This window comes from Kitasatospora sp. NPDC038210, assembly GCF_055600605.1.
In genome coordinates this window covers 496,174-522,662 of record NZ_JBVJYK010000005.1, presented here as the reverse complement: position 1 = coordinate 522,662, position 26,489 = coordinate 496,174, and the positions used below count along the sequence as shown (strand labels likewise).

Below are 26,489 nucleotides of genomic sequence, written 5' to 3'. Positions count from 1 at the left end.
TGCTCCCACGGTCGGCGGCGGCAACGCCGCCCGTCCCGCCGGCCTCGGCACCGCACCACCCGCCCCGCGAGCCCGGACGGCCGATCGGGGCCGTGTGGACACGCGGGAAACCGGCTGGTCGGAGGCGGTGTGTAGGCTCAACGGTCATGGCGAGGGTGACACGGGACGATGTGGCGCGGGCGGCGGGGACGTCCACGGCCGTGGTGAGTTATGTGATCAACGACGGGCCGCGGCCGGTGGCACCGGCGACCCGGGCACGGGTGCTCGCGGCGGTCGAGGAGCTCGGCTACCGGCCCAACCGGGTCGCCCAGGCGATGGCGCGGCGGCGGACCGACCTGCTCGGGATGGTCGTGCCGGACGCCCGTCAGCCGTTCTTCGCCGGGCTCGCGCACGCCGTCGAGCAGGCCGCCGCCGACCACGGCCGGCTGCTGCTGATCGGCAACTCCGACTACGCCGACGAACGCGAGGCGCACTACATCCGCGCCTTCCTCGGGATGCAGGTGGACGGCCTGATCCTGGTCACCCAGGACCCGGCCACCCCCGGGCTGACCGGCTTCGACGTGGCCGACGGCACCCCGGTCGTGCTGCTGCACCACCGCGCGGAGAGCGCCAACGGCGTCGCCGTGGTCGCGGACGACGAGGGCGGCGCCCGCGAGGTGGTCCGCCACCTGCTCGGGCACGGGCACGCCGAGGTGCACTGCTTCGGCGGCACCCTGGCGCTCAGCCCGCACGACCCGGTCACCGCGCGGACGGCCGGCTGGGCCGCCGCGCTGGAGGAGGCCGGGCTGCCCGTCGAGGGGCGGCTCGCCCCGGCGCCGTTCGACCGCGTCCGGGCGCACGCCGAGGCACTCGCCCTGCTGGCCCGCCCCGACCGGCCGTCCGCCGTGTTCTGCGCGACGGACGACCAGGCGATCGGCCTGCTGCGGGCCGCCGACGACCTGGGGATCCGGGTGCCGGAGGACCTCGCGGTGGCCGGCTTCGACGACATCGCCGAGGCGGTGATCGCCGGGCCGGCGCTGACCACCGTCACCACCGCGCAGGACGAGATGGCCCGCGCCGCACTGGAGCTCGTCCTCGGCGGGCCCGAGCGCCGCGCCGCCGGCGCCCGGACGTTCCCGGCCCGGCTCGTGGTGCGGCGCTCGTGCGGCTGCCCGGCACCGGACCGGTCGGCCTCGGCCTGACGCCGTCCCGCCCCCGGCCGGGCGTCGGTTCAGCCGGAAGCCGGGCGTCAGTTCAGCCGGAAGGTGGCCTCGACCGGGTAGTGGTCGCTGGGCGCGAGGGTGTCGAGCTGCCCCGGCGTCCAGCCCGCCTGCGGGTCGAAGTCGACCTTCACCGTCGACATGCCGGCCGGCACCGGGCGGCCCGGGGCGTTGAGGTAGCCGATGTAGTCGAGGTCGTCCCGGTAGTCCTCGGGGAACGTCTCGACGCCCGACATGTACCGGCACCAGGCGGAGACCGAGCAGTCCATGGTGGTCAGGTTCTGGCCCGGGTCGGTGGCCGGGGTGCCGAGCACGCCGTTCACCGCGTTCTGGGCGTTGGCGTAGTCGCCGCGGCCCTGCCCGTGGACGTACTCGACGTTGAGGTCGCCGCCGATCAGCACCGGGGCGCTGCTGCCGACGATGCCGTCCACCCAGGCGCGGATCTCGGCGAGCTGGCCGAGCCGGGTGGCCTGGGTGGTGTCGGTGGAGACGTCCGACTCGTCGGCCTGCAGGTGGGTGCCGACCACCCAGGCGGTGCTGCCGTTCTTGGTCACCTTCACCAGCGCCGCGCCCTTGTCGGCGTGGTAGTCCCAGGTGCCGTACGTCGAGTTGGCGAAGACGTGGGCGTACTGGGCGGCGATCGGGTACTTGGAGAGGATCATCGTGCCGCCGTTGATGACGAACCACGAGCTGGAGCAGTTGCCGCTGATCCCCGTCCAGCCGCCGCCGGAGCAGGTGCCGCCGACCACCGGGGTGCGGTACGGGTAGAGGTCGGCCAGCTCGGCGTTGATGTCGGCGGTCGAGCTGTTGTTGAACTGCTCGTCCAGGATGACGACATCGGCGTTGTGCTGACGGACGATCTGCTCGATCACCGGGGTGCGGCGGGCGGCCTGCTCGTTCTGGGTGCTGTCGACGACGGCGGTGCCGAGGTCCACGTTGAAGGCGAAGACGGACAGCGTGGTGGGGCTCGCCGGGGCACCGGCGTTGGCGACCGGGGCGGTGCCGCCGAGCAGCAGTGCGGCGGCGGCCGCCGAGGTGAGGGCGGTGGCCGTGCGACGCGAGAGCATGGGCGTTCTCCTGGGTTCGTCTACCCTGCGGGGCCCGGCGCCGGGGTGACCGGCGGCGGGGATGGCGGAGGAACGCTAGCTACCGACCGGTACGTCGGGGAGAACGCCAGGAGATCAGTTCCGACCGATCATGTGGCCATGAGATGTCTGTACAGCTCTGGGCAGGTGGGCGACAAGATGTCTGTACACCCTCGCACCCCCGCGAAACCGCCCGCCCGCCCCCGCCCGAACGGCCTTCAGCCGTCGAGCAGTTCGTCCGCGAGCAGGTCCATCAGCAGGTTGTCGTGCCAGGTGCCGTCCGAACCGCGCTCGTACTGGCGCATGGTGCCGACCGGGCGGAAGCCGACCTTGGCGTAGCAGCGGATCGCGGCCAGGTTGTCCGCGGCCGGGTCGATCACCAGCCGGTGGTAGTGGTGGTCGTGCACCAGGTACCGGGCCATGGTGCGCACCGCGTCCGTCCCCAGGCCCAGGCCGTGCACCGTCGGGTCGAGGTAGAGGTCCATCCCGGCGTGCCGGTACTCGTCGTCGTTGTTGGCGTACCACTGGATGGCGCCGACCACCTGGCCGCCCAGGTCGATCGCGAAGGTCTCCGTGTCGGGCGATTCCAGGTCGTTGGCGACCTCGGCCGGCAGGTCGTCACCGCCCCGCCAGCGGGCGAACACCTCGGGCGTGCCGCGGATGGCCGCCAGGGCCGGGATGTCGTCGGTGGTGGCCGGTCGCAGCGTGACCAGGGCGCCGTGCAGAATCGTCCCCATATGGGGCATGTTGGCACGGAAACCCGGCTCCGGCGAGCGCTTTTACCGCATTGCCCGCACCCACCGCGACCAGGGATGATGCTCCGCCGTGAGATACCTCATCCTCGGCCTGCTGATCATCGGCGGGTACGCCGCCGTCCTCAGGGTCCGGCAGACGAAGGCCCGGAACTGGGCACTGACCGGGTTCGACGCGCCCGCGTACGGCCTGACCCCCCGCGAGCGGCTCGACCCGCGCCGCGCCGGTCCGCCACCGCCACCGCACCGCCGCCGGGAGTCCCAGGCGGTGGCCGATGCCGCCTGGGCCGGGAACTGGAAGCCGGCCGCCGCGCACGTCGAGGCCGCCGGACAGGACTGGGACGAGCGCTGGTCGCGGCTGGAACTGCTGGACTCCGTCGCCGACCGCGACGAGGGCTGGCTGAAGGCCTGGCGCGCGGCCGACCCGGACAACTGCGACGCCGCCGCCCTGGAGGCCCTCCGGATGGTGCACGCGGCCTGGGCGATCCGCGGCTCCGGGTACGCGCACGAGGTGCCCGAGGAGGACATGCGGGCCTTCCGGGCCATGCTGCCCGCGGCCGTCGGGGCCGCGAGACGGGCCGCCCTGCTGGACCCGGCCAACCCGGCCCCCTGGGTGGTCATGGTGAGCGCCGCGCGCGGCGCGCGGTACACGCCCGAGCAGTTCGAGGAGCTGTGGCGCGGACTGGTCGAGCGGGCGCCGTACCACTACGCGGGCCACTGGCAGGGCCTGCAGTACTGGTGCGCCAAGTGGTTCGGCTCGGACAAGAAGATGCTGGCCTTCGCCAAGCGTGCGATGAAGGACGCCCCGGCCGGCAGCCCGCTGCCCGGCCTCTACCTGCACGCGCTGCACGAGCTGGAGCTGCGCGGGACCCTCGGCACGACGCTGGACGGCGAGCTGGGCAAGCAACCGGTGCGGAAGGTCGCGGCCGCGCTGGCGCAGGTCCGCCCCGACGACGACCGGCTGCCGCTGCTGCGGCACCGGCTCGCGTACTACGCGGGCAGGGCCGGGCTGCACGGCATCGCGCTGGAGCAGTTCCGGGCGATCGGGCCGTGGTGCGGCTGCCCGCCGTGGACCGACACCGACGACCCGGCGCTGGCCTTCCACCTCGCCCGCGGCGCCGCCGTCCGGCTCTCCGGCGCCCGGCCGCTGCCGCCGGAGCTGCGGCCCAAGGCGGCGCAGGAGTAGGGCGGCCCCGGCGTAGGACGGCCCGGGAGCAGGGCGGGCACGGCGGGCACAGCAGCAGGGCTCGCGCCGCAGGAGAGCGGGGCGGCGCTACGCGGTGCGGTGCGCCGGGTCGCCGAGGGGGCCGAGCCAGACGGCGGTGACGGCACTCGTCGCGCGGCAGTACGGCCGGGCGCCGGTGACGCAGCCCTCGAAGACCACGCCCCGCCCGTCGGCGAAGTCGCCGCGGTCCTTGCGCTCCTCCGCCTTCGACTCGCCGATCGTCTCCACCAGCGCCTCGACGACCGCCCCGAGGATGTCCCCCGGCATCCGTGTCTCCCCCCACCCGCCCCTGCGGACCGTTCGATCACGGACCGCCCGGGTGCCGTGCCGAGACGCCGTCTCCCGGAGCGCCGGAAGATTCCTTCGCGGCGGGTGTCGATCCGGCGGCGGCCCGTTCGACGCAGGGGTGAGAGGCGGGGAGAGGCCCCGCCCGACCCATCGAGGAGTCACCGTGCCGCGCTTCATGACACTGATCCGGATCAACGAGCAGGACCGCGCCGACTGGGAGTCGGACCCGGAGTTCGACCAGCGGATGGGGGCCCTGTTCCGGGAGATCACCCAGGCCGGGGTGATGCTGGAGACCGCCTCGCTCACCCCGACCGCCGAGGGCACCCGGGTGACCTGGCACGGCGGGAAGGTCGGCCACACCGACGGGCCGTTCACCGAGACCAAGGAGGTCATCGGCGGCTACGCCGTCCTGCAGTGCAGGGACCACGCCGAGGCCCTGGAGTGGACCCGGCGCTTCCTCCAGGCCCACTCGGTGAAGTGGCACGTCGAGGCCGAGGTCCGGCAGATCGCCGACCAGCCGGCGCAGTAACGGCGGGAACGACCGTGCCCGTGCCCGTGGTTGCCTCCCGCCCCGCCGGCTGCTCTGATGGGTGGCCGTGACGGAGAGGGCTGCAGCGAACGGGACGGCGGAGGCGGCCGTCGAGACGGTGTTCCGGATCGAGTCCGCCCGGATCATCGCCGGGGTCGCCCGGATCGTCCGGGACGTGGGCATCGCCGAGGAGCTGGCACAGGACGCGCTGGTGGCCGCGCTTGAGCGGTGGCCGCAGGAGGGTGTCCCGGACAATCCGGGTGCCTGGCTGACGGCCACCGCCAAGCACCGGGCGATCGACCTGGTCCGCCGCCGGGGCGTCTACGCCCGCAAGCTCGCCGAGGTGGGGCGGTCGTTGGAGGACGTGCCGCCCCCGGAGCCGGCCGAACCCGACGGCATCGACGACGACCTCCTGCGGCTGATCTTCACCGCCTGTCACCCGGTGCTGTCGGCGGAGGCACGGATCGCGCTCACCCTCCGGCTGCTCGGCGGCCTGGCCACCCCGGAGATCGCCCGCGCCTTCCTGGTGCCCGAGCCGACGGTGGCGCAGCGGATCGTCCGGGCGAAGCGGGCGCTGGCCAAGGCGTCGGTGCCGTTCGAGGTGCCGTACGGGGAGGACCGGGCGCAGCGGCTGTCGTCGGTGCTGGAGGTCATCTACCTGATCTTCAACGAGGGGTACTCGGCGACCGAGGGGGACGACCTGCTCCGCCCTCAGCTCTGCGAGGACGCACTGCGGCTGGCCCGGGTGCTGGCCGCGCTGATGCCGGCCGAGCCGGAGGTGCACGGGCTGGCCGCGCTGCTGGAGTTCCAGGCCTCGCGCACGGCCGCCCGGACCGCGGCGGACGGCCGGCCGGTGCTGCTGGCGGACCAGAACCGGGCGCGCTGGGACGGGCTGCTGATCCGGCGCGGCTTCGACGCCCTGCAGCGGGCGGGCACCGGGCCGTACTCGGTGCAGGCTGCGATCGCCGCGTGCCACGCGAAGGCGCGGCGGTACGCGGACACCGACTGGGCGACGATCGCCGCCCTGTACGAGCGGCTGCTGGCGCTGTGCCCGTCCCCGGTGGTGGCGCTGAACCGGGCGGTGGCGGTGTCGATGGCCGAGGGCCCGGCCGCCGCGCTGGAAGCGGTGGACGCGTTGGCGGCGGAGCCGGCGCTGCGCGGCTACCACCTGCTGCCGAGCGTCCGGGGTGATCTGCTGGCCCGGCTGGGGAGGGCTGCGGAGGCCCGGGCGGAGTTCGAGCGGGCGGCGGGGCTGACCCGCAACGAACGGGAACGGGAGCTGCTGCGGGAGCGGGCCGCCGCGCTCGGAGGGGGCTGGACCGGGACCGGCCCGGGGCCGGCTCGGGCGCGGGCGGGCCCGGGCGTCCCTAGGGCGTCTCGTCCAGACGGAGCCGGGCGCTGACCTCGCCGAGGCCCTCGGCGAGGACGGCCAGCTGCTCGCGGCTGAGCACGTCGATCAGCAGCTCGCGGACCAGGGCGACGTGCCCGGGTGCGGCCTGGCGCAGCATCTCCCGCCCCTGGTCGGTGAGTTCGGCGAAGACCCCGCGCACGTCGCTGGGGCAGGAGCGGCGGGCGACCAGGCCCATCCGCTCCAGCTGGGTGACCTGGTAGGTCAGGCCGCTCTTGGAGGTGACGAGCTTGTCGGCGAGTTCGGTCATCCGCAGCGAGTCGCCGGGGGCGGCGGACAGGTGCACCAGGATCTCGTACTGCTGGTGCGAGAGGCCGGAGTCCTCCTTGAGCTGGCGCTCCAGCCGGCGGTTGAGCAGGTTGCTCGCGGTGACGAAGCCCCGCCAGGCGGCCATCTCGTCCGGGTCCAGCCAGCGGGGTTCGTTCAGTGGGGGCATGGGGCCAAGCCTACTCCTGTTGTTCAAATTCGAACGAAGGTGTACCGTCGATCGGAGTAGAGGTTCAAATTTGAACTATCAGTGGATGAACAGTCCGAGGAGGACGCCATGAGCGCCGCGGCCGCCGAGCGCATGCCCGCCCTGTACCTGTCGCACGGCGCCCCGCCGCTGGCCGACGACCCGGTCTGGCCGGGTGAACTGGCCGCCTGGTCCGCCGACCTGCCGCGGCCCGAGGCCGTCCTGATGGTCTCCGCCCACTGGGAGGAGGCGCCGCTCGCCCTCGGGGCCGTCACCACCGTCCCGCTGGTCTACGACTTCTGGGGCTTCCCCGAGCACTACTACCGGGTCCGGTACGCCGCCCCCGGCGCGCCGGAGCTCGCCGAGCGCGTGCGCAAGCTGCTGCGCGCCCCCGGGACACCCGTCCAGGACATCCCCGACCGCGGGCTCGACCACGGCGCGTACGTCCCGCTGGTGGAGATGTACCCCGAGGCCGACGTCCCGGTGCTCCAGGTCTCGCTGCCCACCCTCGACCCGCAGCGGCTGCTGGAGATCGGCCGCAAGCTCGCCCCGCTGCGCGACGAGGGCGTGCTGATCGTCGGCAGCGGCTTCTTCACCCACAACCTGCGGGCGCTCAGCAGCGACGGCCGGGTCACCTCGGTGATGGCCGAGTTCGACGACTGGGGCCGCCGCGCCCTGGAGGCCCACGACCTGGACGCGCTGCTCGACTTCGAGCACAAGGCCCCCGCCGGGCGCCTGGCCCACCCGCGCACCGAGCACTTCGCCCCGCTGTTCGTCACCCTCGGCGCCGGGGAGGCCGACCTCGGCAGTCAGCGCAGCGTCATCGACGGGTTCTGGATGGGGCTGGCCAAGCGCTCGATCCAGCTGGGCTGAGCCCCGCACCGGGAGCAGCCGAGGCACGTGGCCGGCCCGGCCACGTGCCTCGGCTGCGTACCGCGCTTACGCGTCGCCGGTGGCGGCGCGCTCCGTCCGGCTCCGCTCGACGCAGAACTCGTTGCCCTCCGGGTCCGCCAGGGTGATCCAGCCGGTGCCGTCCGGCCTGCGGTGGTCGGCCAGCACGGTGGCGCCCAGGGCGACCAGCCGCTCCGCCTCCTCGTCCCGGCTGCGGTCCTGCGGCTGCAGGTCGAGGTGGACCCGGTTCTTCACCGACTTGCCCTCGGGCACCCGGATGAACAGCAGCGAGGCGCCGGCCGACTCCACCAGCGCCTCCTCGTCGCCCGGGTTGTCGTCCTCGCCGAGGGTGCCCTCCAGCGCCCGGGCCCAGAAACCGGCCAGGGCGTACGGGTCGGCGCAATCGATCGTCACATGTCGTACCAGGGAAGCCATCCGTCTACTCTGACCTGCTCCGCTCGGATCCGTCCAGCCGTTTCCGGGAGTGCCGGTGGCCGTCCAGCGGGTAGGGCGGGAACGCCGGGACGATCTCGGTGAACGCGTAGCCGCTCTTCTCCGCGACCCGGCAGGAGGCGTGGTTGTCGCCCTCGTGCAACAGGTCGATCCGATGCAGGCCGTCCTCGGCGAAGGCGGCGAACGCCCAGGCGGTGAGGCCCTCCACCGCGCGCGGGGCCACCCCCCGGCCGCGCGCCGGGCCCGCGGTCCAGTACCCCACCTCGGCCGTCGCCCCGCCCGGGGTGCCGCGCTTGAGCACGACGGTGCCGACCAGCTCGCCGGCGTCCAGGACGGCGAAGGCGTACCGGGTGCCGGCCGCCCGGCCCTCGTGCTGCAGAGCCATCCAGTGCGCGGCCTGCCCGACGTCGTCCACCGGGGTGCGGGTGAAGCGGCGCAGGGTTTCGTCCCGGTAGGCCTCGACCAGGGCCGGCGCGTCGGTGTCCTCGAAGGGGCGCAGCAGCAGGCCGTCGGCCGTCGGGTGGGCGGCGACGGTCACTTCTCCAGCCCCTCCCAGCTCCAGCGCGGGGTCGGGCCGGGATCGCCCAGGTCGGTGCCGGCCGGGGAGGCGGAGACGTCCTCGGCGATCTTCGTGCCCCAGTCGAAGTACTCCAGCACCCGGCGGCGCAGCAGTTCATCCGCCGGCAGCTCCCGGTCGACGGCCTCGGCCATCAGCTCCATCCAGCGCAGCCGCTGCTCCTCCGTGATCGCCAGGCCCAGGTGGGCGCGCAACAGGGCCTGGTGGCCGCCGAGTTCGTCGGTGAAGGCGGTCGGGCCGCCGAAGATCTCGGCCAGCCAGACCGCGACGTGCTCGATGTGGGTGGGGGTGAAGTCGGCGAAGACCGGCGCGAGCAGCGGGTCGGCGAGGACGCCCCGGTAGAAGGTGTGGCTGAGGCGGCGCAGCGCGTCGATGCCGCCGACGGCCTGGTAGAGGGTGTCGGGCCGTTGGTCGCTCATGGATGTGCTCCCCGTGGGTGGATGGCCGTGCGTTGCGACCTTCCTAGCAGGCGGCGGCCCGGACGCCGGGCCGGCGAACGCGTTGTTCGCGTCGGGCTCAGCAAACGGACGGCGGCGCTCCTCTCCCCCGCCGCTCGACGCCGGTCCCCCGCCGCTCGACCCCGGCCCGCCGCCGCTCGACCCCGGCCCGCCGCCGCTTGACCCTGACGCCTGCGGCAGGGTCGCAGGCTTGCCGCATGGACACTGTGAACGCAGCAGAGGACCGGGTCGTCGTGGTCACCGGAGCCGGGACGGGCATCGGACGGGAGACCGCGCGGGCCTTCGCGGCCGAGGGGGCGCGGGTGCTCGCGGTCGGGCGACGGCCGGAGCCGCTGGCGGAGACGGCGGCCGCGCACCCGTCGCTGATCGAGCCGTTCGCCGCCGACCTGACCGGCCCGGACGCGCCGGAGACGATCGTCGGGGCCGCGCTGGAGCGGTTCGGCCGGCTCGACGTCCTGGTCAACAACGCCGGGATCGTCCGGAGCGGCCAGGGCCTCGGCGGCTACGACCGGACGGGGATCGAGGAACTGCTGGCCACCAACCTGGTCGCCCCGGTGCTGCTCGGGCAGGCCGCGCTGCCGGCCCTGGCCGACAGCCGGGGCGTGATCGTCAACGTCAGCACCGCCGTCGGACAGCGCGGCTGGCCCGCCAACTCGGTGTACGCGGCGAGCAAGGCCGCACTGGAGACCGTCACCCGCAGCTGGGCGGTCGAGCTGGCGCCGCGCGGGATCCGGGTGGCGGCCGTGGCACCCGGCGCCATCGACACCCCGATCGCCGACCATTCGGGGTACGACCCCGAGCGGCGGGCGGCCATCCGGAAGTGGCAGATCGAGCACACCCCGCTGGGCCGGATCGGCCGGCCCGCCGAGGTGGCCTGGGCGATCGTGCAACTCGCCTCGCCGCAGGCCTCGTTCGTGACCGGCGTAGTGTTGTCCGTCGACGGGGGCGCCCTGGTGGGCTGACCAGTGGGGCGCACGGAGAGGGCTGTACGGGTGCGGATCGGCGAGCTGGCGCGGGCAACGGGGGCGACCGTCCGGGCGCTGCGGCACTACGAACAGGCGGGGCTGATCGACTCCGCGCGCGAGCCGAACGGCTACCGCGACTACGGGGAGTCCGCGGTCGTCCGGGTGCGCAACATCCGCGCGCTGGTGGGCGCCGGGCTCACTCTGGAGGACCTCCGGCCGCTGCTGGGCTGCCTGGACGGCGACGTGCTGGCGAACCGGCCGTCCGAACGGGTGCTGGCGATCGCCCGGGAGCGGCTGTCGGTGCTGGAGCGCCGGATCTCCGCCCAGACCGAGGCGCGGGACCGACTGGCGGCGGCCCTCGCCGCGGCGCTCCCGGCGGCGGCTCCGGCCGCTCCCGAGGCGCTCCCGGCCGCTCCTGCGGCGGGCGGGAGTGCTGCGGAAGGGTGACACCCCCGATCGGGGGTGTGCACGGGGCGCACGGGAGAGGACAGTGAGCGCATGCAGATTCCACTCTCCGTGATGGACTTCATCGACCGGGCCGAGCTGGTCTACGGCGACCGGGTCGGCATCGTCGACGAACCGGTGCAGCCGGCCGAATCCTGGGGCGAGCTGACCTACCGCCGGGTCGCCGAACTCGCCCGCGCCCAGGCGGCCGGGCTGGACCGGCTCGGCGTCGGGCCGGGCGAGCGGGTCGCGATCGTCTCGCACAACTCGGCGCGACTGCTCACCTCCTTCTTCGGGGTGAGCGGGTACGGCCGGGTACTGGTGCCGGTGAACTTCCGGCTGAAGGCCGAGGAGGTGTCGTACATCGTCGAGCAGAGCGGCGCCTCCGTCCTGCTGGTCGACCCCGAACTCGCCGACGCGCTGGACGGGGTGGTGGCCGATCACAAGTTCGTGCTCGGCGCGGACAGCGACGCCCTGCTGTACGACTTCGACAACTCCCCCCGGCGCTACGCGATGTCCGAGAACGACACCGCCACCATCAACTACACCAGCGGAACCACCGCCCGCCCCAAGGGCGTTCAGCTCACCCACCGCAACGTCTGGCTGAACGCGACCCTGATGGGCCTGCACTACGGCGCCAACGACCGCGACGTCTACCTGCACACCCTGCCGATGTTCCACGCCAACGGCTGGGGCCTGCCGTTCTCCCTCACCGGGCTCGGCGCCCGGCACATCGTGCTGCGCAAGGTGGACGGCGCGGAGATCCTGCGCCGGGTCGAGCGGCACGGAGTGACCTTCCTGTCCGGCGCGCCCGCCGTGGTCCAGATGGTGCTGGACGCGGCCGCCGACTGGGACGGCCCGGTGCCCGGCCGGGACCGGGTGCGGATGATCGTGGCCGGCGCCCCGCCGCCGACCTCGGTGGTGCAGCAGGTCGAGGAGGAGCTGGGCTGGGAGTTCATGCAGCTCTACGGCCTGACCGAGACCGCGCCCATCGTCACGGTGAACCGCTCGCGGGCCGAGTGGGACGCGCTGCCGGCCGCCGAGCGGGCCGAGAAGCTGGTGCAGGCCGGCGCACCCGCGCTCGGCATCCGGCTGCGGGTCGACGAGGAGGGCGAGGTGCTGGTGCGCTCCAACACCGTGCTGGACGGCTACTGGCGGCAGCCGGAGGCGACCGCCGAGGCGCTGCGGGACGAGTGGTTCCACACCGGCGACGGCGGCACCCTCGTGGACGGCCAACTGACCATCTCCGACCGGAAGAAGGACGTCATCATCAGCGGCGGGGAGAACGTCTCCTCGATCGAGGTGGAGGACTGCCTGTACGACCACCCGGCCGTCGCCGAGGCGGCGGTGATCGGGGTGCCGGACGAGAAGTGGGGCGAGACGGTGAAGGCTCTGGTCGTCCTCCGCGAGGGCCACGGGCCGGTCAGCGAGGCCGAGTTGATCGCGCACTGCAAGCAGCGGCTGGCCGGCTACAAGTCGCCCACCACGGTGGAGTTCCGGGACTCGCTGCCGCGCACCGCCACCGGGAAGCTGCAGAAGTTCCGGCTGCGCGAGCCGTACTGGACCGGGCGGGAGCGCCGGGTCAACTGACCGCGGTCCGGGCGGACGGTTCAGGCGGTCCGGGCGGACGGTCCGGGCGGGCCGGGCGGTCCGGGCGGGCTCAGTCCACCAGGCCCGACTCCCGTGCCGCCAGCGCGAGTTCGGTCCGATTGCGGACGCCGAGCTTGTGCATCGCGGACTTGAGGTAGCCGGTCACGGTGTTGCACGTCAGGCCCAGTCGGGCGGCGATCTCCGGGTTGGTCCGGCCGGTCGCCGCCCAGCGCAGCACCTCGTGCTCGCGCGGGGTCAACGGCCGTACGGGGGCGGCCGGTCGGCCCTGATCCGGTCGGCCCGGCTCCGGTCGGCCCTGATCCGGTCGGGCTGCCGCGCGGCTCCAGGCGGCGGCCCCGGCCAGGGCCCGGGCCGCGGCCCGGGCCAGCGCGCCGACGGCGGAGATCCGGACGTCCCCGAACGGCACGACGGCACGTACCGAGGCGTACACCACGCCGTGCACGGTGCCGCCGTCCATCAGCGGGACGGTGAGCATCGCGTACAGGTCCTCGGCGGCCACGGCCGCGTCGTAGTGGTGCGAAATGGTCGTCGCCGCACGGTAGTCGGGCACCCAGGTGGGCGCGCGCTCGGCGAGCGCCCGGCCGCCGAGGCCGAGGCCGGCCGGGACGGCCACGTCGTGCAGCAGGTCCGCCCGGGTGCCGGCCCAGTGGCGCAGCACCATGCCGTCGTCGCCCTTCCGCAGCCCGGGCAGCGGCTCCGGCACCCCGACCAGCCCGACGTCCGCGCCGCACTCCGCCACCACGCGCCGGGCGAGGTCGCCGAGGACGGCGTCCCGCACCAGCTGGGCTGCCCGGACGGCGACTTCGGCCTCGCCGGGTCGCACGGTATCCGGCCGCCCGGCATCCGGTCGCGCGGCAGCGTCGGACCGCACGGCGGCACCGGGTCTCACGACCTCGCCGGATCGCGCGGCAGCGTCACCGGCTCGCGCAGCTTGGGGAGTGTCCGCGCTTTTCATCGCGCGATTCTCACACGCGCCGCGGCCGGTGGCGAGAGTCCTGACGTGCGTGTTCCGCGGAGTGGCGGGCGCCGGTGACGGGGCGGGCGTAGGGTGCGGCCGTGACGACCGGCGGGTGGTGACCGCCTTGATCGGAGGGGAAACCGATGACCGACCCGAACGCCCCGACTCCGCCGCCGAGCGGCGTCCTCGGCGGGCTGCTGGAGGACCTGCGGGCCGAGAGCGCGGTGCTGGACGGGCTGGTGACCGGCCTGCCGGCGGAGGGCTGGGCCCGGTCGACACCCGCCGAGGGCTGGACGATCGCGCACCAGATCGCCCACCTGGCCTGGACCGACGACTGGACGGCACTGGCCGCGCGCGACGCGGAGGGCTTCGCCGCCGCGGTCGACGCCCGCTTCGGCAAGCTGTCGGCGGCCGACGCCGACCCGGTGGAGGAGGGTGCGCGGGACGGCGCGGCCGCCGAGCCGACGGTGCTGCTCGCCCGCTGGCGGGCCGGGCGGGAGGAGGTGCTGGCGGCGCTGTCCGCGGCACCGGCCGACGTACGGCTGCCCTGGTTCGGCCCGCCGATGAAGCCCGCCTCGATGGCCACCGCCCGGCTGATGGAGACCTGGGCGCACGGCCAGGACGTCGCGGACGCGCTCGGCGTCACCCGCGAGCCCACCGCCCGGCTGCGGCACATCGCCCATCTGGGGCTGCGCACCCTGGGCTTCGCCTTCGGCGCGCACGGCCTGCCCGCGCCGGAGCGGCCGGTCCGGCTCGAACTGACCGCCCCCGACGGCGGGACGTGGGCCATCGGCCCGGCCGACGCACAGGACGTGGTGACCGGCCCGGCCCTGGACTTCTGCCTCCTGGTGACCCAGCGCCGCCACCGGGACGACCTCGCCCTCACCGCGACCGGCCCGGTCGCCGCCGCCTGGCTCCCGATCGCCCAGGCCTTCGCCGGGGCGCCGGGCAAGGGGCGGCAGCCCGGGTCGTAGGGTCGGCCGGCCCCGGCGGTCCGGCCGTGCGGGTCGCGGCCGCCGCCGCGTGGCCGGTCCGCAGGCCGCGGCCGCCGGGACGTGTCGGACCCCCGGGGTTCAATGGCGGGCATGAACGACCTGATCGGCCGACTGCCCGCCATCCCCGAGCTGCGCGACCGCTGCCGCGCCCTCGCCGTGCTCGACGCGATCCTCAGCCCGGACGACTGGGGCGGCCGGTACTACTCCTTCGATTCCCGCTGGTCCGCGGACGACGCGCTCGGTTCGATGCGCGACGGCCAGGGCAACGACTGGTTCGTGCTCTTCTCCCCCGTCGGCGTGTACGGGAGGAGCTTCGACCACGAGGTGCCGACGACGCTGAAGCCGCTCGGCGCCGTCCCCGAGGCGTTCCGCGGCTTCGTCGAGGAACTGGGCAGCGGGGACGAGGAGGAGCCGGTAGCCACCGCCTTCTTCTGGCGGACGCACCAGGACGCGGCCTGGCGGGGGGACGCCGTCGACGCGTGCCGGGCCGGCCCGTTCGGACTGCTGCTGGACCCGTCGGCCGAGGCGTACCGGGACTGGGCCGAGGAGTACTTCGAACCCGAGCAGCCGCTGGACCTCGCCGCGATCGAGCACGTCCTGGCGCTGCGCCCGCTCACCCCGGCCGTGGTCGCGGCGCTCAACCCGGACACCGACCTGGAGGAGCTCGCGAAGGACCTCGTGGAGATCGGCTTCCCCGCAGGCTGACAAAAGGCTGACACATCGCCACATTCCCTGACGAAGGCGGCGGTGGCGACAGAACCACTCATTCTGGCGATAGGCCCGCACGTTCGACGGGTGGTGGAATGCCCGCATGATTCGCACCCCCACCGTTCGCGCCGCCCTCGCGGTCGCCACCGCCCTGCTCGCCCTCGCCGGGCCGGCCGCCGCCGCCCGGGCCACTCCCCCGCAGGCCGCCCCGGCGGATGCCGCCACCGCCGTGGCGCCCACCCCCGTGATCGGAGCGCCGGTGCGGGCCGGCACTCCGGCCGCCGACCGGGTGGCCGCCTTCCTGGAGGCGTACCGCGCCGCCGTGCTCGGGCAGAGCGACCGGACCCCGCGACAGGTCCGCGGCCACTACCTCTCCGCGCACCTGAACCACCGGCTGGACGCCCGGGCCCAGCAGTCCGAAGCCGACCCGGTGTTCCGGGCGCAGGACGCCCCGGCGCGCTGGGCGGCCCAGGAGGTCGGGCAGGATAAGGGCTTCGCCTCCGTCCGGCTGACCGAGTCCTGGGGCGACGGGAGCGGCCGGGACGTCTGGTACGCCGTCCGCCTCACCGATCTGCGGATCCTCGACCTGGGCGACGAGCCCGCCTTCTAGGGCCCGTCCCCAAGCCCCCGGCCGGCCCGCCCTGTTCAGAGTCCGATCCTGAGCGGGGTGAGCCGGGTGGCGATCAGGTTGGTGGCGCCCCGGTCCCGCTCGATGTGGCCGTGGACCAGCAGCCCGGCCCGGTCCAGGGCGGTACGGCGCTGGGACTCCCAGACCGGGCGGTTGCAGATCACGTTGATCAGGCCGGTCTCGTCCTCCAGGCTGAGGAAGAGCACCCCGCCGGCCGTCGGCGGCCGCTGCCGGTGGGTGACCAGGCCGCCGACCACCACCGCCGTCCCCGGCGGCACGTCCGGGAGCTGGGCGGCACGGAGCGCGCCGCCGCGGTCCAGGCGGTCGCGCAGGTGCTGGAGCGGATGGCTGGTGGCGGAGGTGCCGGTGGCCCACAGGTCCGCGATGGTCTCCTCGACCGGGCTCATCCCGGGCAGCTCCGGCGCCTCGGTGCCGGGCGTGGTGCCGGGGATCAGCTCGGCCGAGATCCCGGCGAACGCCCCTGCCGCCCACAGCGCCTGACGTCGCGTCAGCCCGAAACAGTCGAAGGCGCCCGCCGTCGCCAGCGACTCCAGGACGGGCGCGGGCAGGCCGGTGCGACGGGCGAAGTCCTCCAGGTCCGCGTACGGCTGTCCGGCCACGACCGCCTCGGCCTGTGGGGTGCCGATGCCGCGGACGGTCTCCAGGCCGAGCCGGATGGCCGGCTGCGGGCGCCCGGCGGTCAGCGGCGGTTTCGGGGTCGGCCCCCGGTACGGCTCCAGGGTGGGCCGCGCCCCGCTGGCGTTGACGTCCACCCCGCGCACCCGCACGCCGTGCCGCCGGACGTCCGCGACCAGGCTGAGCGGCGAGTAGAAGCCCATCGGCTGGTTGGCCAGCAGGGCGCAGGTGAAGGCCGCCGGGAAGTGGTACTTGAGCCAGGCGCTGGCGTACACCAGGTAGGCGAAGCTGATCGCGTGGCTCTCCGGGAAGCCGTAGCTGGAGAAGGCCTCGATCTTGCCGTAGACGTCCTCGGCGACCTCCGGCGGGATGCCGCGCTCGGCCATCCCGCCCAGCAGCCGCTCACGCAGCCGGGCGACCCGCTCGTGCGAGCGCTTGGCGCCCATCGCCTGCCGCAGCTGATCCGCCTCGGCCGGGCTGAACCCGGCGCAGTCGATGGCGAGTTGCATCATCTGCTCCTGGAACAGCGGCACCCCGAGGGTCTTGCCGAGCGCGTTCTCCATCAGCGGGTGCGGGCAGCCGGCCGGTTCGACCCCGGCGCGGCGGCGCAGGTACGGGTGGACGGAGCCACCCTGGATCGGGCCGGGGCGGATCAGTGCGACCTCGACCACCAGGTCGTAGAAGTGGTCCGGCTTGAGCCGGGGCAGGGTCGCCATCTGCGCCCGGGACTCGACCTGGAACACGCCCACGGTGTCGGCCCGGCGCAGCATCGCGTACACGCCCCCGTCGTCGTCCGGGATGGTGGCCAGGTCGTAGCGCAGGCCGTGGTGTTCCGCGACCAGGTCGCAGGCGTCGTGCAGGGCGGCGAGCATGCCGAGGCCGAGCAGGTCGATCTTCACCAGCCCGGCGCCGGCGGTGGACTCCTTGTCCCACTGCAGGACGGAGCGCCCGGGCATCCGGGCCCACTCGGTCGGGCAGATCTCCCCGATCGGCTCCCGGGTGAGCACCATGCCGCCCGAGTGGATGCCCAAGTGTCTCGGCAGACCGTGGAGTTGGGTGGCGAGGGCGAGCACGTCGGCGGGGATGACGGCGTCCGCGCCGGGGGCGGAGCGGAAGTCGGTCTGCCGGCTGAACGCGTCCACCTGCCCCTGCGGGTAGCCGAGCACCCGGGCGGCGTCGCGGATCGCCAGCCGGGGCCGGTAGGTGATCACATTGGCGACCTGTGCGGCGTGCTCGCGCCCGTAGCGGCCGTAGACGTACTGGATGACCTCCTCGCGGCGGCGGTTCTCGATGTCCAGGTCGATGTCGGGCGGCCCGTCCCGGGCGGTGGAGAGGAAGCGCTCGAACAGCAGCCGGTAGTGGATCGGGTCGACGGCGGTGATCCCGAGGGCGTAGCAGACCGCGGAGTTGGCGGCCGACCCGCGCCCCTGGCACCAGATCTCCCGGCTCCGGCAGAAGTCCACGATGTCGTGCACGATCAGGAAGTAGCCGGCCAGGTCGAGGTCCTCGATCACGTCCAGCTCCTTGGCGAGCTGGCGGCGGGCGGCGGCGTTGCCCGGACCGAAGCGGGCCGGGCCGCCGGCCGCGACCAGGGTGCGCAGGTGGCTGATCTCGGTCTCGCCCTCGGGAACGGGGAAGCCCGGCAGCTCCGGGTCCAGTCTGGCGAAGTCGAAGGCGCAGGCCCGGCCCAGCTCGACGGTGGCCCGCTGCACACCCGGGAAGCGGGCCAGCCGACCGGCCATCTCGCGGCCCGAGCGCAGGTGCGCGGTGCCGGCCGCCCTGGTCCAGCCGACCGCGTCCTGCAGGGTGCGGCGCTCGTGCAGCGCGGCGAGGCTCTGCGCGAGGCGGCCCTGGGCGGGGCCGGCGTGGTGGGCGTTGGTGGAGGCGACGACGGGCAGTCCCGCTTCGGCGGCGAGGGCGGCGAGGGCGTCGTTGCGCCGGTCGTCGCCGGGCAGCCACTGGTCGATCAGCTCGACGTACACGTTCTCGCGGCCGAACGCCTCGGTGAGGGTGCGCAGCCGGTCCCCGGCCCCGCCCCGGTCGGGGCCCTGCCTCCCGGCGAGGGCGGCGGGGACCCGGCCGAGGCGGCAGCCGGTGAGCACCGCCCAGTGGCCGCCGTGCGCCCCGGCCAGCGCCGCGAGGTCGTACGCCGGGCGGCCCTTCGCACCACCGGCCAGCTGGGCGGCGGCGATCGCGGCGGACAGCCGGCGGTAACCGACCGGGTCGCGGGCCAGGACCAGCAGGTGCTCGGTCTCCTCCGGGGAGCGGCGGTCCGCCGCGTGGCGGAGGGTCAGCTCCGCGCCGAACACGGTGGCCACGCCGGTGCCCCGGGCCGCCTCGGCGAGCCGGACGGCGCCGTACAGGCCGTCGTGGTCGGTGATCGCGAGGGTCTCCACGCCCAGCCTGGCCGCCTCGGCGACCAGGTCCTCCGGGTCGCTGGCGCCGTCCAGGAAACTGAAGGCGGAGTGGACGTGCAGCTCGGCCCAGGGTTCGGCGGACTCCTCCGGGGCGGGGGGAGGCCCCTCCGGGGCGGGGCGGCGCAGCGGGACGACCGTACGGTCCGGCGCCGCGCCGGTCAGCCGGCGGTGCAGCTCGCTCCAGGGGAGGTTCGGGTGGCTGGTGAAGCCCATCGGGGGTTGCCTTCGTCGTTCTCGTGCCTGCACTCACCCCCCTCGGTCCCTTGCGGGCCCGGGCTCGTTGCGGGTCTGGTCCCTTGCGGGCCCGGCCCCTCGCGGGTCTGGTCCCTCGCGGGTCTGGTCCCTTGCGGGTCTGGTCCCTCGCGGACCCCTCGCGGGTCCCTCCGGTTCCGGGGCCGCTAGTCGTAGCCGGCCTCCAGGTACCACGCACCCCCCTCCACGGTGAGCAGCAGCGCCCGGCCGTCGCCCACCACGACCTGGAACCGCGCCCGGCGGCGGGCGAGCGACTGGTCCCACCAGTACTCGACCGCCGGCCAGGGCCCGGTCCAGCCGCCCACCGGCTCCTCCCGCCCCCGGACCACGACCAGGGCCGGCCGGGCCGACACCCCCGCCCGGCCGTCCACCGTGACCGGCAGCCCGGCCTCGTCCAGCACCCGCACCGGCGTGGGCTCCCGCAGCACCACGGCCGGCCACACCTCCGGCAGCCGCCCCGGCCAGGGCGCATCGGCCGGGACCGCCGCCTCGTACGGCTCGCCCCACGGCACCTTGACCGCCTGCTCCCCCGGACCGCGCCCGCCGGCCGGCTCGATCCGGCGCAGCCCGGCGTGCCCGAGCACCGCCTGCACCCGGGCGACCGCCCGCTCCACCCGGTCGTCCGCAACCGCCTGGCCCCACAGCGCCAGCTGGCGGCCCTGGTCCGGGGAGAGGCCGTCGGGGGCCAGGCGGAGCAGGGTGAAGCCCTCCTGTCCGTCGGTGAAGGTGCCCATGCCCTGCCAGGCCTGGAGCTGCCAGCGGACCCGCTCGGCCAGCGCCGTCGCCGACAGCCGGCCCTCGTGCCGCCACAGCCGGGAGGCCGACCGGCCGTCCGCACAGGCCACCTCGACGGCCACCCGGCGGCAGGTCAGCCCGGCCCCGGCCAGCCGCTGGTGCAACGCCTCGGCCAGCGTGCGGGCGACGAACACCAGCGGCTCGGCCAGCGGCTCCGGCGGGTCGAAGCGCTGCTCGACGGCGAGGTCCGGCTCCTGGTCGCGCGGCACCAGCGGACGCGGCTGCAGCCCGCGGGCCAGCCGGTGCGCGACCGTCCCGGACGGGCCGAAGCGGTCCGCGACCGCCTCCGGCGGCAGCGCGGCGAACGCCCCGACGGTGGGCAGGCCGAGCCGGCCGAGCAGCTCGGCCAGCGCCTCGTCGCCCAGCGCGCTCACCGGGTACGGGGCGAGGAACTCCGCCGTCCGGCCGGCCGGCACCAGCACCCCGGCGCGGGCGGCCAGCACGGCGGCGAACAGGCCGTCGGCGACGCCGACCTGGGCGTGCGGGGCTTCGGGGGGCTGGGGGGCCCCGGGCGTCTCGGAGGTCTTGGGGGTTTCAGGAGCCTCGGGGGTTTCGGGGGTCTCGGGGGTTTCAGGAGCCCCGGGGGCTTCGGGGGTTCCGGGAGCTTCGGGGTTCACCGCGCCCGGGACGGCGTCCGGGACGGGCGGGCGACCGAGGGCGTCCGCCACCGCCGCACGGACCTTGGCGGCCAGCGCCTCCTCGCCGCCGAAGTAGCGGCCCGGGCCCTTCACCGGGATCGCGCACAGGCCGGGGCGGATCACCTCCACCCGGGGCGTGAACGCCTCCACCGCCGCGACCACCGGCTCGAAGCGGCGGGTCTCCGCCTCCGGGTCGCGGTCGCGCAACTCCAGCTCCGGGCAGAGCCGCTGGGCCAGCTTGAGCCGTTGCCCCTGCCGCACCCCGGCCGCCCGGGCACCCGCCGAGCAGGCGAGGATCCGCCCGCCCTCGGTCACCGCCACCGGGTCGTCGCCGGTGACGGCCACCACCGGCCAGTCCGGGCACCAGACCACCAGCACCCGGGGGGTGCGGTCCTCGGCGGTCCCGGACGGCTCGCTGCCGGACCGCTCGTTCCCGGGCATCTCAGACCACCGCCGCGACGCGTGGTGCCGCCGGCTCCGCCACGGGCTGCGGCTGCGGGTGCTCCCGGACCGGACGCTCCTGGAACGGGCCTTCCTGCAGCGGGCGATCCCGGAGCGGGCGTTCCCGGACCGGACACTCCTGCAGCGGGCGCACCGCGCCGTGCTCGTCCGGCAGCCAGAGCCGGGCGGTCCGGCCGCGCACCGCCGAGCCGCGACCCTCGGCCGCCACCTCGACCTGTCGGCCGGCGAGCTGCCCGTAGCCGTCGCCCAGCCCGAACCAGCGCCCGGAGCGCACCCCCAGCCGCAGTGCCGCGCCCGGCCAGGGTCCGGCCACCAGCAGCACGCAGCCGCTGCGCCGCAGCACCGCCGCCAGCCGGGCGGCCAGCTTCGGCGGCACCGGACCGTCCGGGCGCAGCATGACCAGTTCGACCGCACCGGCCAGCACCGACACCACCTCGGCCCAGTGCGGCCCGGGGTCGTCCGCGACCAGCAGTCGGCGCAGGTCCAGCCCGTACCCCTCGGCGGCGGCGAGCCCGAGGTCCGGCAGCCCGACCGCCGCCGCCCAGCCGCCCTCGGTGTCCCGCACCCCGGCGGCGAGCGCCAGCAGCAGCCCGGTGTCCCCGCCCGCCACCGACACCGCGGTGCCGCGTCGCAGGCCGCCGTCCGGCAGCACCTCCCGCAGCGCGGGCGGCACCGGCAGCAGGCCCCGGGCCTCCGTCCGTCCGTCGCCCGGCTCCCCCGGCACGGCAGCCGGGAGCGCCACCGGCCGGAGCGCGGGGCGTGCGGGCTGCTCGGCGGTGGATTCGAAAACAGATTCGAAAACGGGCACAGCCCCAGGATCGAACATTCGTTCGCAAAGATTCAAGTCCGACCCGGTAGCCCCACCCGTCACTCTCCGTGCCAGGTCGCGGCGGGTGCGGGCGGCGGGCGACCGCCGGAGGGGGCGACGGGCCCGCAGTGGACGGGCGGCGGCGCTCGGCCGACCGGGCGGGACCACTCGGCCGACCGGGCTACCGACAAGCGTTTTTTCCTTGACAAATTTTTTTGTCGGATGAACCCTGGAGGGGTGCTGGATGTCGCCGTCATCGAAGAACCCGCCGCGGCCGAGGCGTCCCTGGACCCGATCCGGGCCCGGATCCTCGCCGCCCTGGCCGAACCCGGCTCGGCTGCCATGCTGGCCGGCCGACTGGGCCTGCCCCGGCAGAAGGTCAACTACCACCTGAAGGAACTGGAGCGGCACGGACTCGTCGAACTCGCCGAGGAGCGGCGCAAGGGCAACGTCACCGAACGGGTCTACTGCGCCACCGCGGCCTCCTACGTGATCTCCCCCAGCGTCCTCGCCGCCGTCAGCCCGGACCCCGACCGCTCCCCCGACCAGCTCTCCGCCCACTGGCTGCTGGCCCTCGGCTCCCGGCTCGTCCAGGAGGTCGGGACCCTGCTGACCGGCGCCGCCCGCGCCCGGCGGCGGGTCGCCACCTTCGGCATCGACGCCCGGGTGCGGTTCGCCTCCGCGGCCGACCGGACGGCCTTCGCCGAGGAACTGGCCCAGGCCGTGGCCGCCCTCGTCAGCCGCTACCACGACGAGTCCGCACCCGGAGGCCGCAGCCACCGGGTGGTCGTCGGACTCCACCAGATCCCCTCGGCAGCACGGCCCACGGCGGAGACGGCCGGGACCGACGCGCAACAGCCCGAGGACGAGCCGAACCAGGAGAACCTGCGATGACCCACCCGTTCGAGATCGAGCTGGAGACCTCCCTGCCCGCGAGCCCCGAACAGGTCTGGGAGGCGATCGCCACCGGACCGGGGATCGACTCCTGGTTCATGGGCCGCAACGAGCTGGACCCGCGCGAGGGCGGCACCGCCGCCATGGAGGTCGGGGGCCACCGCGAGGAGGCGGTGATCACCGCCTACGAACCCGGCAAGCGCCTGGCCACCCGCACGACCACCGCCGAGGACGGCCGCTTCATGGCCTTCGAGTACCTGATCGAGGGCCGGGACGGCGCCGCCACCGTGCTCCGCGTCGTCCACAGCGGCCTGCTCGGCGACGACTGGCAGGACGAGTACGACGCGCTGCGCCGCGGCTGGCCCTTCCACCTCCACACGCTCCGCGAGTACCTCGCCCACTTCCCCGGACGCACCGCCACCCCCGTCTTCGCCGCGGCGCCGTCCACCGGGCGGCCGGAGCCGGAGGTCCGCACGGTTCTCGCCGACGCACTGTCACTGTCCCTGCCGGTCACCGTCGGTGCACGGGCCCACGGCGGACCGGCCGACCTGCCGCCACTGGACGGCGAGGTGGTCTGGGCGGACGACGAGCGCCTGGCGGTCCGCACCGCCGACGGGCTCCACACCTTCCACCACGGCTCGGGACTGGTCCTGATGTTCCACCACCTCTTCGGCCCGGCACCGGCGGGGGCCGAGGCCTCCTGGCAGCAGTGGCTGAACGGCCTCCTCGCCTGACCGCTCGCCCGCTGGACCGCTGGACCGCTGGACCGCTGGACCGCTCGCCCATCAGCACGTCTGCACGCCCCCGATCCGCACCCGTACGAAGAACAGAGGAACCACCGATGCGCACCCTGATCAGCACCGCCTTCATCTCGCTCGACGGCGTCGTCGACTCCCCCGGCGGCGAGCCCGGCTACCGGAACGCCGGATGGACCTTCAAGGACATCGAGTTCGTCCCCGAGGCGTTCGAGATCAAGGGGCGGGAGCAGGAGGAGGCCGGCGCGATGCTGCTGGGCCGGGTCAGCTACCAGGCGTTCAGCCCGGTGTGGCCGGACATGGCGGACTTCGCCCGCTACAAGACCCTGCCCAAGTACGTCGTCTCCACCACCCTCACCGAGGACGACCTGGTGTCGAACTGGGGCGAGACCACCATCCTGCGCTCGCTCGACGAGGTCGCCGCCCTGAAGGAGACCGAGGGCGGCCCGATCATCGTCCACGGCAGCGCCGCCCTGAACCGGGCCCTCTCGGACGCCGGCCTGATCGACCGCTACCACCTGCTCGTCTTCCCCGTACTGCTCGGCGCGGGCAAGCGCCTGTTCAGCGCCACGGACAAGGACGCCCAGAAGCTGAAGCTGGTCGAGTACGCGGCCTACGACAACGGCCTGCAGAAGCAGGTCTTCGACGTGGTCCGCTGACGGCCCCGCAGGGGGATCGACGATCGGATCACGGTCGGACGGGCATGGCCCTGACGATTCGTCAACTCTTCGGCACTGCACGAGGAACGGACTGAACGCCGCCCGCCCGCCGCACCGGGAACCCGGGCCTTCCGGGCGTGCGGCAGCGGGCGGCTGGCGATGGCGGCGGGCGGCCGGAACCGGTGGACAGGCCTCCGGCGGTCGACAGACTGGTCGCATGACTGCGACGGACGACAAGACCGACCTCCGGATCTACCTCCAGGACGCCCGCGACGCGCTGCTCTGGAAACTCGACGGCCTCTCCGAGTACGACCTGCGCCGCCCGCTCACCCCCACCGGGACGAACCTGCTCGGCCTGGTCAAGCACCTCACCGGGGCCGAGGCGATGTACTTCGGCGACACCTTCGGGCGCCCCTTCCCCGAGCCGACCCCGCTGTGGTTCATCGGCGACACCGAGCCGAACGGCGACCTGTGGGCGCGGGCGGAGGAGGGCACCGAGGAGATCGTCGGGCGCTACCGGCGGGTCTGGGCGCACTCGGACGCCACCATCGAGGCCCTGCCGCTGGACGCGACCGGCCGACTGCCGTTCGGCGACCGCCCCGAGCAGACCCTGCACCGGGTGCTCGTCCACATGATCGCCGAGAGCCACCGCCACGTCGGCCACGCCGACCTCGTCCGCGAACTCGTGGACGGCGCCGTCGGCCAGCGCCCCGACGGCGTCAACACCGCCGAGGGCGACGCGGACTGGTGGCGGGCACACCGCGACCGCGTGGAGCAGGCCGCCCGGAAGGCCGGCGGGCTCGCCTGACCCGCGGGTCGTCCGCCCCGGTACGGAGCCCGGATGGACCGGGTGGAGTGGATCGATTCCGGGGGCGGGCCGCTGGTGCTCGCCCCCGAGGCGGCGCCGGGCGCGTGGACCGGCAGTGAGGGTGGGACCACGACCGGGCCTGCGGGGTCGACGGTCACGTCGGGCAGCTGGACGTCGACGGGGCACAGGTGCTGGTCCTCGGCGACGAGCCGCTGTCGACGACCCACCTGCCGGAGCGGGGACTGCTGCCGCGGTGGACGGCGGCGGAGTCGGAGGAGGCGATCCTCGCCGCCCTGCCGCGGGCGCTGCAACTCGCCGAGTGGGAGCCCGAGTTGTCCTGGGAGGTCGGGAACGGGCCGGTGTACCTGTTCGACGCCGGCTGGACGGGCGAGGAGTCCGCCACCGAGGGGCGGCTCCGCCTCGACCTGCCCGCCGGGCGCCGGCGCGTCCGCGCCGCCCACGTGGAACCGGACGAGGAGACCCGCCTCGTGCCGGTCCGGCTGGATCGGTCGGCGGCTGACCGGGGGCGGCGGGCTCCGGCCCGGTCACCGTCCCTCGCCGGCTCCGGCTCCCGCCCCGGCTCCGGCTCCCGCTCCGGCTCCGGCTCCGGCTCCGGCCGGCCCGGGTTCCCGCAGGTGGGCGGGTACTGCTCGCGCTCAGCCGCGCCCCGGCCACCGTAGAGTGCGGGCATGACCGAGACGGAACAGGGCGTGCGGATGGCCGTCCGGTGCTGGGGCTGCGGGGGCACCGCGGTCCGCAGCGTCGGACAGTTCCTGATGCACGGGCGGGACCTCTGGTGGGACGCCGAGCACACCTGCCCGCACTGCAACGCCTACATGTGCGAGCACTCGGGACCGGAGGAACTGCCGGAGGACGTCCGCGCGGCGCTGCTGACCACCCACGGACCGGCCCGGCTCCGGCTCACCGGACCGCTCACCGACCCGGTCGCGGCGCTGCGGGCGCTCCACGGGGGCTCGGCGACCTCGCTGCCGCAGGCACGTGAACTCATCGACCGGCTAAGGCACTTCGAGCTCGCCGGGACAACCGTCGAGATGGCGTACTGGCGGGCCCGGCTGGCCGAGCGGGGCATTGCCGCGGAGGTCGCGAACGGCTTCGGCCGGGCGTACCGGTACGTGGGGCCGCCGGAGCTGCGGGAGGCCGGCGGGCCCGGCGGTCGACCGGTCCGGACGGCCGACGAGTTCACCGCCTGGATGGGCGGCCGGACCGCGCAGGAGTCGGCGGAGCCGTTCACCTTCGTGGTCGACCTGGCCGGCGCGCTGCTGCTCGCCCCGCGCCGCAGCGAGCACGTGGCCTGCGCCGGTGGGGAGTTGGTGCTGAGCGCCGGGGAGATCGGGTTCCGGCGCTCGGAGGGAGGCGGCGGATGGGAGGTCGAGACGGTCAGCAACCACTCCACCGGCTACTGCCCCGACACCACCTCCTGGCCCGCCGTGACCGCCGCCCTCACCCGCATCGGCCTGCCGCACCCGGGCGCCTTCACGTACGGGGCGGTCTTCCGCCGCTGCCCCGGGTGCACCACGGTCAACCTCGTCCGCGAGGAGCACTACGTCTGCGCCTGCTGCGACGCGGACCTGCCCGAGGTGTGGAACGTGGACCCGGCAGCAGGGGCGTAGCCGACCGGCCCCGGGCGGCCCGCCGGAATCCGCGGCGACGACCTGCGGCGACGACCCGCGGCAACGGCCCTAGGCGACAACCCGCGCGGCGATGTCGGGCCGGGCC

The 26,489-nt window shown here is 74.9% G+C and carries 28 protein-coding genes; 17 read left to right on the top strand and 11 right to left on the bottom strand.

What is annotated here, in order from left to right; genetic code table 11:
* Positions 1-146 precede the first annotated feature (146 nt).
* Positions 147-1,181 carry a LacI family DNA-binding transcriptional regulator gene (locus ACZ7KX_RS14005; protein WP_470326650.1) on the top strand — a complete coding sequence of 345 codons (1,035 nt, stop codon included), beginning with the start codon at positions 147-149 and terminating at the stop codon, positions 1,179-1,181.
* A gap of 47 nt (positions 1,182-1,228) precedes the next feature.
* Here the strand turns inward: ACZ7KX_RS14005 and ACZ7KX_RS14000 are convergent, their stop codons facing one another.
* Both ACZ7KX_RS14000 and ACZ7KX_RS13995 read right to left on the bottom strand, forming a co-directional pair.
* Positions 1,229-2,266, bottom strand: a complete 1,038-nt coding sequence (locus ACZ7KX_RS14000; RefSeq protein WP_470326649.1) for a sphingomyelin phosphodiesterase — start codon at positions 2,264-2,266, stop codon at positions 1,229-1,231.
* Between the two features lie 236 nt (positions 2,267-2,502).
* Positions 2,503-3,021, bottom strand: a complete 519-nt coding sequence (locus tag ACZ7KX_RS13995) for a GNAT family N-acetyltransferase (RefSeq protein WP_350524315.1) — start codon at positions 3,019-3,021, stop codon at positions 2,503-2,505.
* A gap of 88 nt (positions 3,022-3,109) precedes the next feature.
* Here ACZ7KX_RS13995 and ACZ7KX_RS13990 point away from each other — a divergent pair, with 88 nt between their 5' ends.
* A complete protein-coding gene (locus ACZ7KX_RS13990; RefSeq protein ID WP_470326648.1) occupies positions 3,110-4,222 on the top strand; it encodes a hypothetical protein in 1,113 nt (370 codons plus the stop codon).
* Positions 4,223-4,309: 87 nt separating this feature from the next.
* On the opposite strand, the gene ACZ7KX_RS13985 is transcribed toward ACZ7KX_RS13990, so the two are convergent.
* On the bottom strand, positions 4,310-4,528 hold the full coding sequence (locus tag ACZ7KX_RS13985; protein WP_470326647.1) for a hypothetical protein: 219 nt from the start codon (positions 4,526-4,528) through the stop codon (positions 4,310-4,312).
* Between the two features lie 184 nt (positions 4,529-4,712).
* On the opposite strand from ACZ7KX_RS13985, the gene ACZ7KX_RS13980 reads away from it, so the two are divergent.
* Positions 4,713-5,078, top strand: a complete 366-nt coding sequence (locus tag ACZ7KX_RS13980; RefSeq protein WP_470326646.1) for a YciI family protein — start codon at positions 4,713-4,715, stop codon at positions 5,076-5,078.
* 67 nt (positions 5,079-5,145) lie between these two features.
* Positions 5,146-6,480 carry an RNA polymerase sigma factor gene (locus tag ACZ7KX_RS13975; protein WP_470326645.1) on the top strand — a complete coding sequence of 445 codons (1,335 nt, stop codon included), beginning with the start codon at positions 5,146-5,148 and terminating at the stop codon, positions 6,478-6,480.
* Here the strand turns inward: ACZ7KX_RS13975 and ACZ7KX_RS13970 are convergent.
* Positions 6,446-6,913, bottom strand: coding sequence for a MarR family winged helix-turn-helix transcriptional regulator (locus ACZ7KX_RS13970; RefSeq protein ID WP_396551360.1), 468 nt, complete (start codon positions 6,911-6,913; stop codon positions 6,446-6,448). The genes ACZ7KX_RS13975 and ACZ7KX_RS13970 overlap by 35 nt on opposite strands.
* A 117-nt stretch (positions 6,914-7,030) precedes the next feature.
* Between ACZ7KX_RS13970 and ACZ7KX_RS13965 the strand changes: the two genes are divergently transcribed.
* Positions 7,031-7,813, top strand: a complete 783-nt coding sequence (locus tag ACZ7KX_RS13965) for a dioxygenase family protein (protein ID WP_470326644.1) — start codon at positions 7,031-7,033, stop codon at positions 7,811-7,813.
* Between the two features lie 66 nt (positions 7,814-7,879).
* On the opposite strand, the gene ACZ7KX_RS13960 is transcribed toward ACZ7KX_RS13965, so the two are convergent.
* Genes ACZ7KX_RS13960 through ACZ7KX_RS13950 form a run of 3 tightly spaced genes read right to left on the bottom strand, consistent with a single transcriptional unit; the run spans position 7,880 to position 9,280 of the window.
* On the bottom strand, positions 7,880-8,266 hold the full coding sequence (locus ACZ7KX_RS13960; RefSeq protein WP_470326643.1) for a VOC family protein: 387 nt from the start codon (positions 8,264-8,266) through the stop codon (positions 7,880-7,882).
* A 4-nt stretch (positions 8,267-8,270) separates the two neighbouring features.
* Positions 8,271-8,822 carry a GNAT family N-acetyltransferase gene (locus ACZ7KX_RS13955; RefSeq protein WP_470326642.1) on the bottom strand — a complete coding sequence of 184 codons (552 nt, stop codon included), beginning with the start codon at positions 8,820-8,822 and terminating at the stop codon, positions 8,271-8,273.
* Positions 8,819-9,280: a group II truncated hemoglobin gene (locus tag ACZ7KX_RS13950; RefSeq protein ID WP_470326641.1), complete on the bottom strand. Its 462-nt coding sequence runs from the start codon at positions 9,278-9,280 to the stop codon at positions 8,819-8,821. The genes ACZ7KX_RS13955 and ACZ7KX_RS13950 overlap by 4 nt, the downstream gene beginning before the upstream one ends.
* Positions 9,281-9,516: 236 nt before the next feature.
* Between ACZ7KX_RS13950 and ACZ7KX_RS13945 the strand changes: the two genes are divergently transcribed.
* From ACZ7KX_RS13945 to ACZ7KX_RS13935, 3 genes are read left to right on the top strand one after another with little or no spacing between them, the layout of a single operon-like run.
* Complete coding sequence (locus tag ACZ7KX_RS13945) at positions 9,517-10,281, top strand: SDR family NAD(P)-dependent oxidoreductase (RefSeq protein WP_470326640.1); 765 nt, start codon at positions 9,517-9,519, stop codon at positions 10,279-10,281.
* Between the two features lie 30 nt (positions 10,282-10,311).
* A complete protein-coding gene (locus tag ACZ7KX_RS13940; protein ID WP_470326639.1) occupies positions 10,312-10,731 on the top strand; it encodes a MerR family transcriptional regulator in 420 nt (139 codons plus the stop codon).
* Positions 10,732-10,782: 51 nt separating this feature from the next.
* A complete protein-coding gene (locus ACZ7KX_RS13935) occupies positions 10,783-12,318 on the top strand; it encodes an AMP-binding protein (protein ID WP_470326638.1) in 1,536 nt (511 codons plus the stop codon).
* A 70-nt stretch (positions 12,319-12,388) separates the two neighbouring features.
* On the opposite strand, the gene ACZ7KX_RS13930 is transcribed toward ACZ7KX_RS13935, so the two are convergent.
* Positions 12,389-13,162, bottom strand: coding sequence for a helix-turn-helix transcriptional regulator (locus tag ACZ7KX_RS13930; RefSeq protein WP_470326637.1), 774 nt, complete (start codon positions 13,160-13,162; stop codon positions 12,389-12,391).
* 278 nt (positions 13,163-13,440) lie between these two features.
* Here ACZ7KX_RS13930 and ACZ7KX_RS13925 point away from each other — a divergent pair, with 278 nt between their 5' ends.
* From ACZ7KX_RS13925 to ACZ7KX_RS13915, 3 genes are all read left to right on the top strand, one after another.
* Positions 13,441-14,271: a TIGR03084 family metal-binding protein gene (locus ACZ7KX_RS13925; RefSeq protein ID WP_470326636.1), complete on the top strand. Its 831-nt coding sequence runs from the start codon at positions 13,441-13,443 to the stop codon at positions 14,269-14,271.
* A gap of 111 nt (positions 14,272-14,382) precedes the next feature.
* Positions 14,383-14,997, top strand: coding sequence for a hypothetical protein (locus ACZ7KX_RS13920; RefSeq protein ID WP_470326635.1), 615 nt, complete (start codon positions 14,383-14,385; stop codon positions 14,995-14,997).
* Positions 14,998-15,103: 106 nt separating this feature from the next.
* Complete coding sequence (locus tag ACZ7KX_RS13915) at positions 15,104-15,610, top strand: hypothetical protein (RefSeq protein ID WP_470326634.1); 507 nt, start codon at positions 15,104-15,106, stop codon at positions 15,608-15,610.
* A gap of 35 nt (positions 15,611-15,645) precedes the next feature.
* On the opposite strand, the gene ACZ7KX_RS13910 is transcribed toward ACZ7KX_RS13915, so the two are convergent.
* From ACZ7KX_RS13910 to ACZ7KX_RS13900, 3 genes are all read right to left on the bottom strand, one after another.
* Complete coding sequence (locus ACZ7KX_RS13910; RefSeq protein ID WP_470326633.1) at positions 15,646-18,894, bottom strand: error-prone DNA polymerase; 3,249 nt, start codon at positions 18,892-18,894, stop codon at positions 15,646-15,648.
* Positions 18,895-19,079: 185 nt separating this feature from the next.
* Entirely contained in the window at positions 19,080-20,807 is a 1,728-nt protein-coding gene (locus ACZ7KX_RS13905; RefSeq protein WP_470326632.1) for a DNA polymerase Y family protein, read from the bottom strand.
* Position 20,808: 1 nt separating this feature from the next.
* Positions 20,809-21,636, bottom strand: a complete 828-nt coding sequence (locus ACZ7KX_RS13900) for a hypothetical protein (protein WP_470326631.1) — start codon at positions 21,634-21,636, stop codon at positions 20,809-20,811.
* Between the two features lie 237 nt (positions 21,637-21,873).
* Here ACZ7KX_RS13900 and ACZ7KX_RS13895 point away from each other — a divergent pair, with 237 nt between their 5' ends.
* From ACZ7KX_RS13895 to ACZ7KX_RS13870, 6 genes are all read left to right on the top strand, one after another.
* On the top strand, positions 21,874-22,530 hold the full coding sequence (locus tag ACZ7KX_RS13895; protein ID WP_470326630.1) for an ArsR/SmtB family transcription factor: 657 nt from the start codon (positions 21,874-21,876) through the stop codon (positions 22,528-22,530).
* Positions 22,527-23,264 (top strand): SRPBCC family protein, encoded by a 738-nt coding sequence (locus ACZ7KX_RS13890; RefSeq protein WP_470326629.1) that lies wholly within the window; start codon positions 22,527-22,529, stop codon positions 23,262-23,264. Before ACZ7KX_RS13895 ends, ACZ7KX_RS13890 begins: the two co-directional genes overlap by 4 nt.
* A gap of 107 nt (positions 23,265-23,371) precedes the next feature.
* The gene (locus ACZ7KX_RS13885) at positions 23,372-23,944 is read left to right on the top strand and encodes a dihydrofolate reductase family protein (RefSeq protein ID WP_470326628.1); all 573 of its coding nucleotides are present in this window, start codon (positions 23,372-23,374) and stop codon (positions 23,942-23,944) included.
* Positions 23,945-24,161: 217 nt separating this feature from the next.
* Positions 24,162-24,752 (top strand): DinB family protein, encoded by a 591-nt coding sequence (locus tag ACZ7KX_RS13880; RefSeq protein ID WP_470326627.1) that lies wholly within the window; start codon positions 24,162-24,164, stop codon positions 24,750-24,752.
* A gap of 167 nt (positions 24,753-24,919) precedes the next feature.
* Positions 24,920-25,432, top strand: coding sequence for an Imm21 family immunity protein (locus tag ACZ7KX_RS13875; RefSeq protein WP_470326696.1), 513 nt, complete (start codon positions 24,920-24,922; stop codon positions 25,430-25,432).
* Between the two features lie 9 nt (positions 25,433-25,441).
* Positions 25,442-26,383, top strand: coding sequence for a hypothetical protein (locus ACZ7KX_RS13870; protein WP_470326626.1), 942 nt, complete (start codon positions 25,442-25,444; stop codon positions 26,381-26,383).
* The last annotated feature ends 106 nt before the right edge of the window (positions 26,384-26,489 follow it).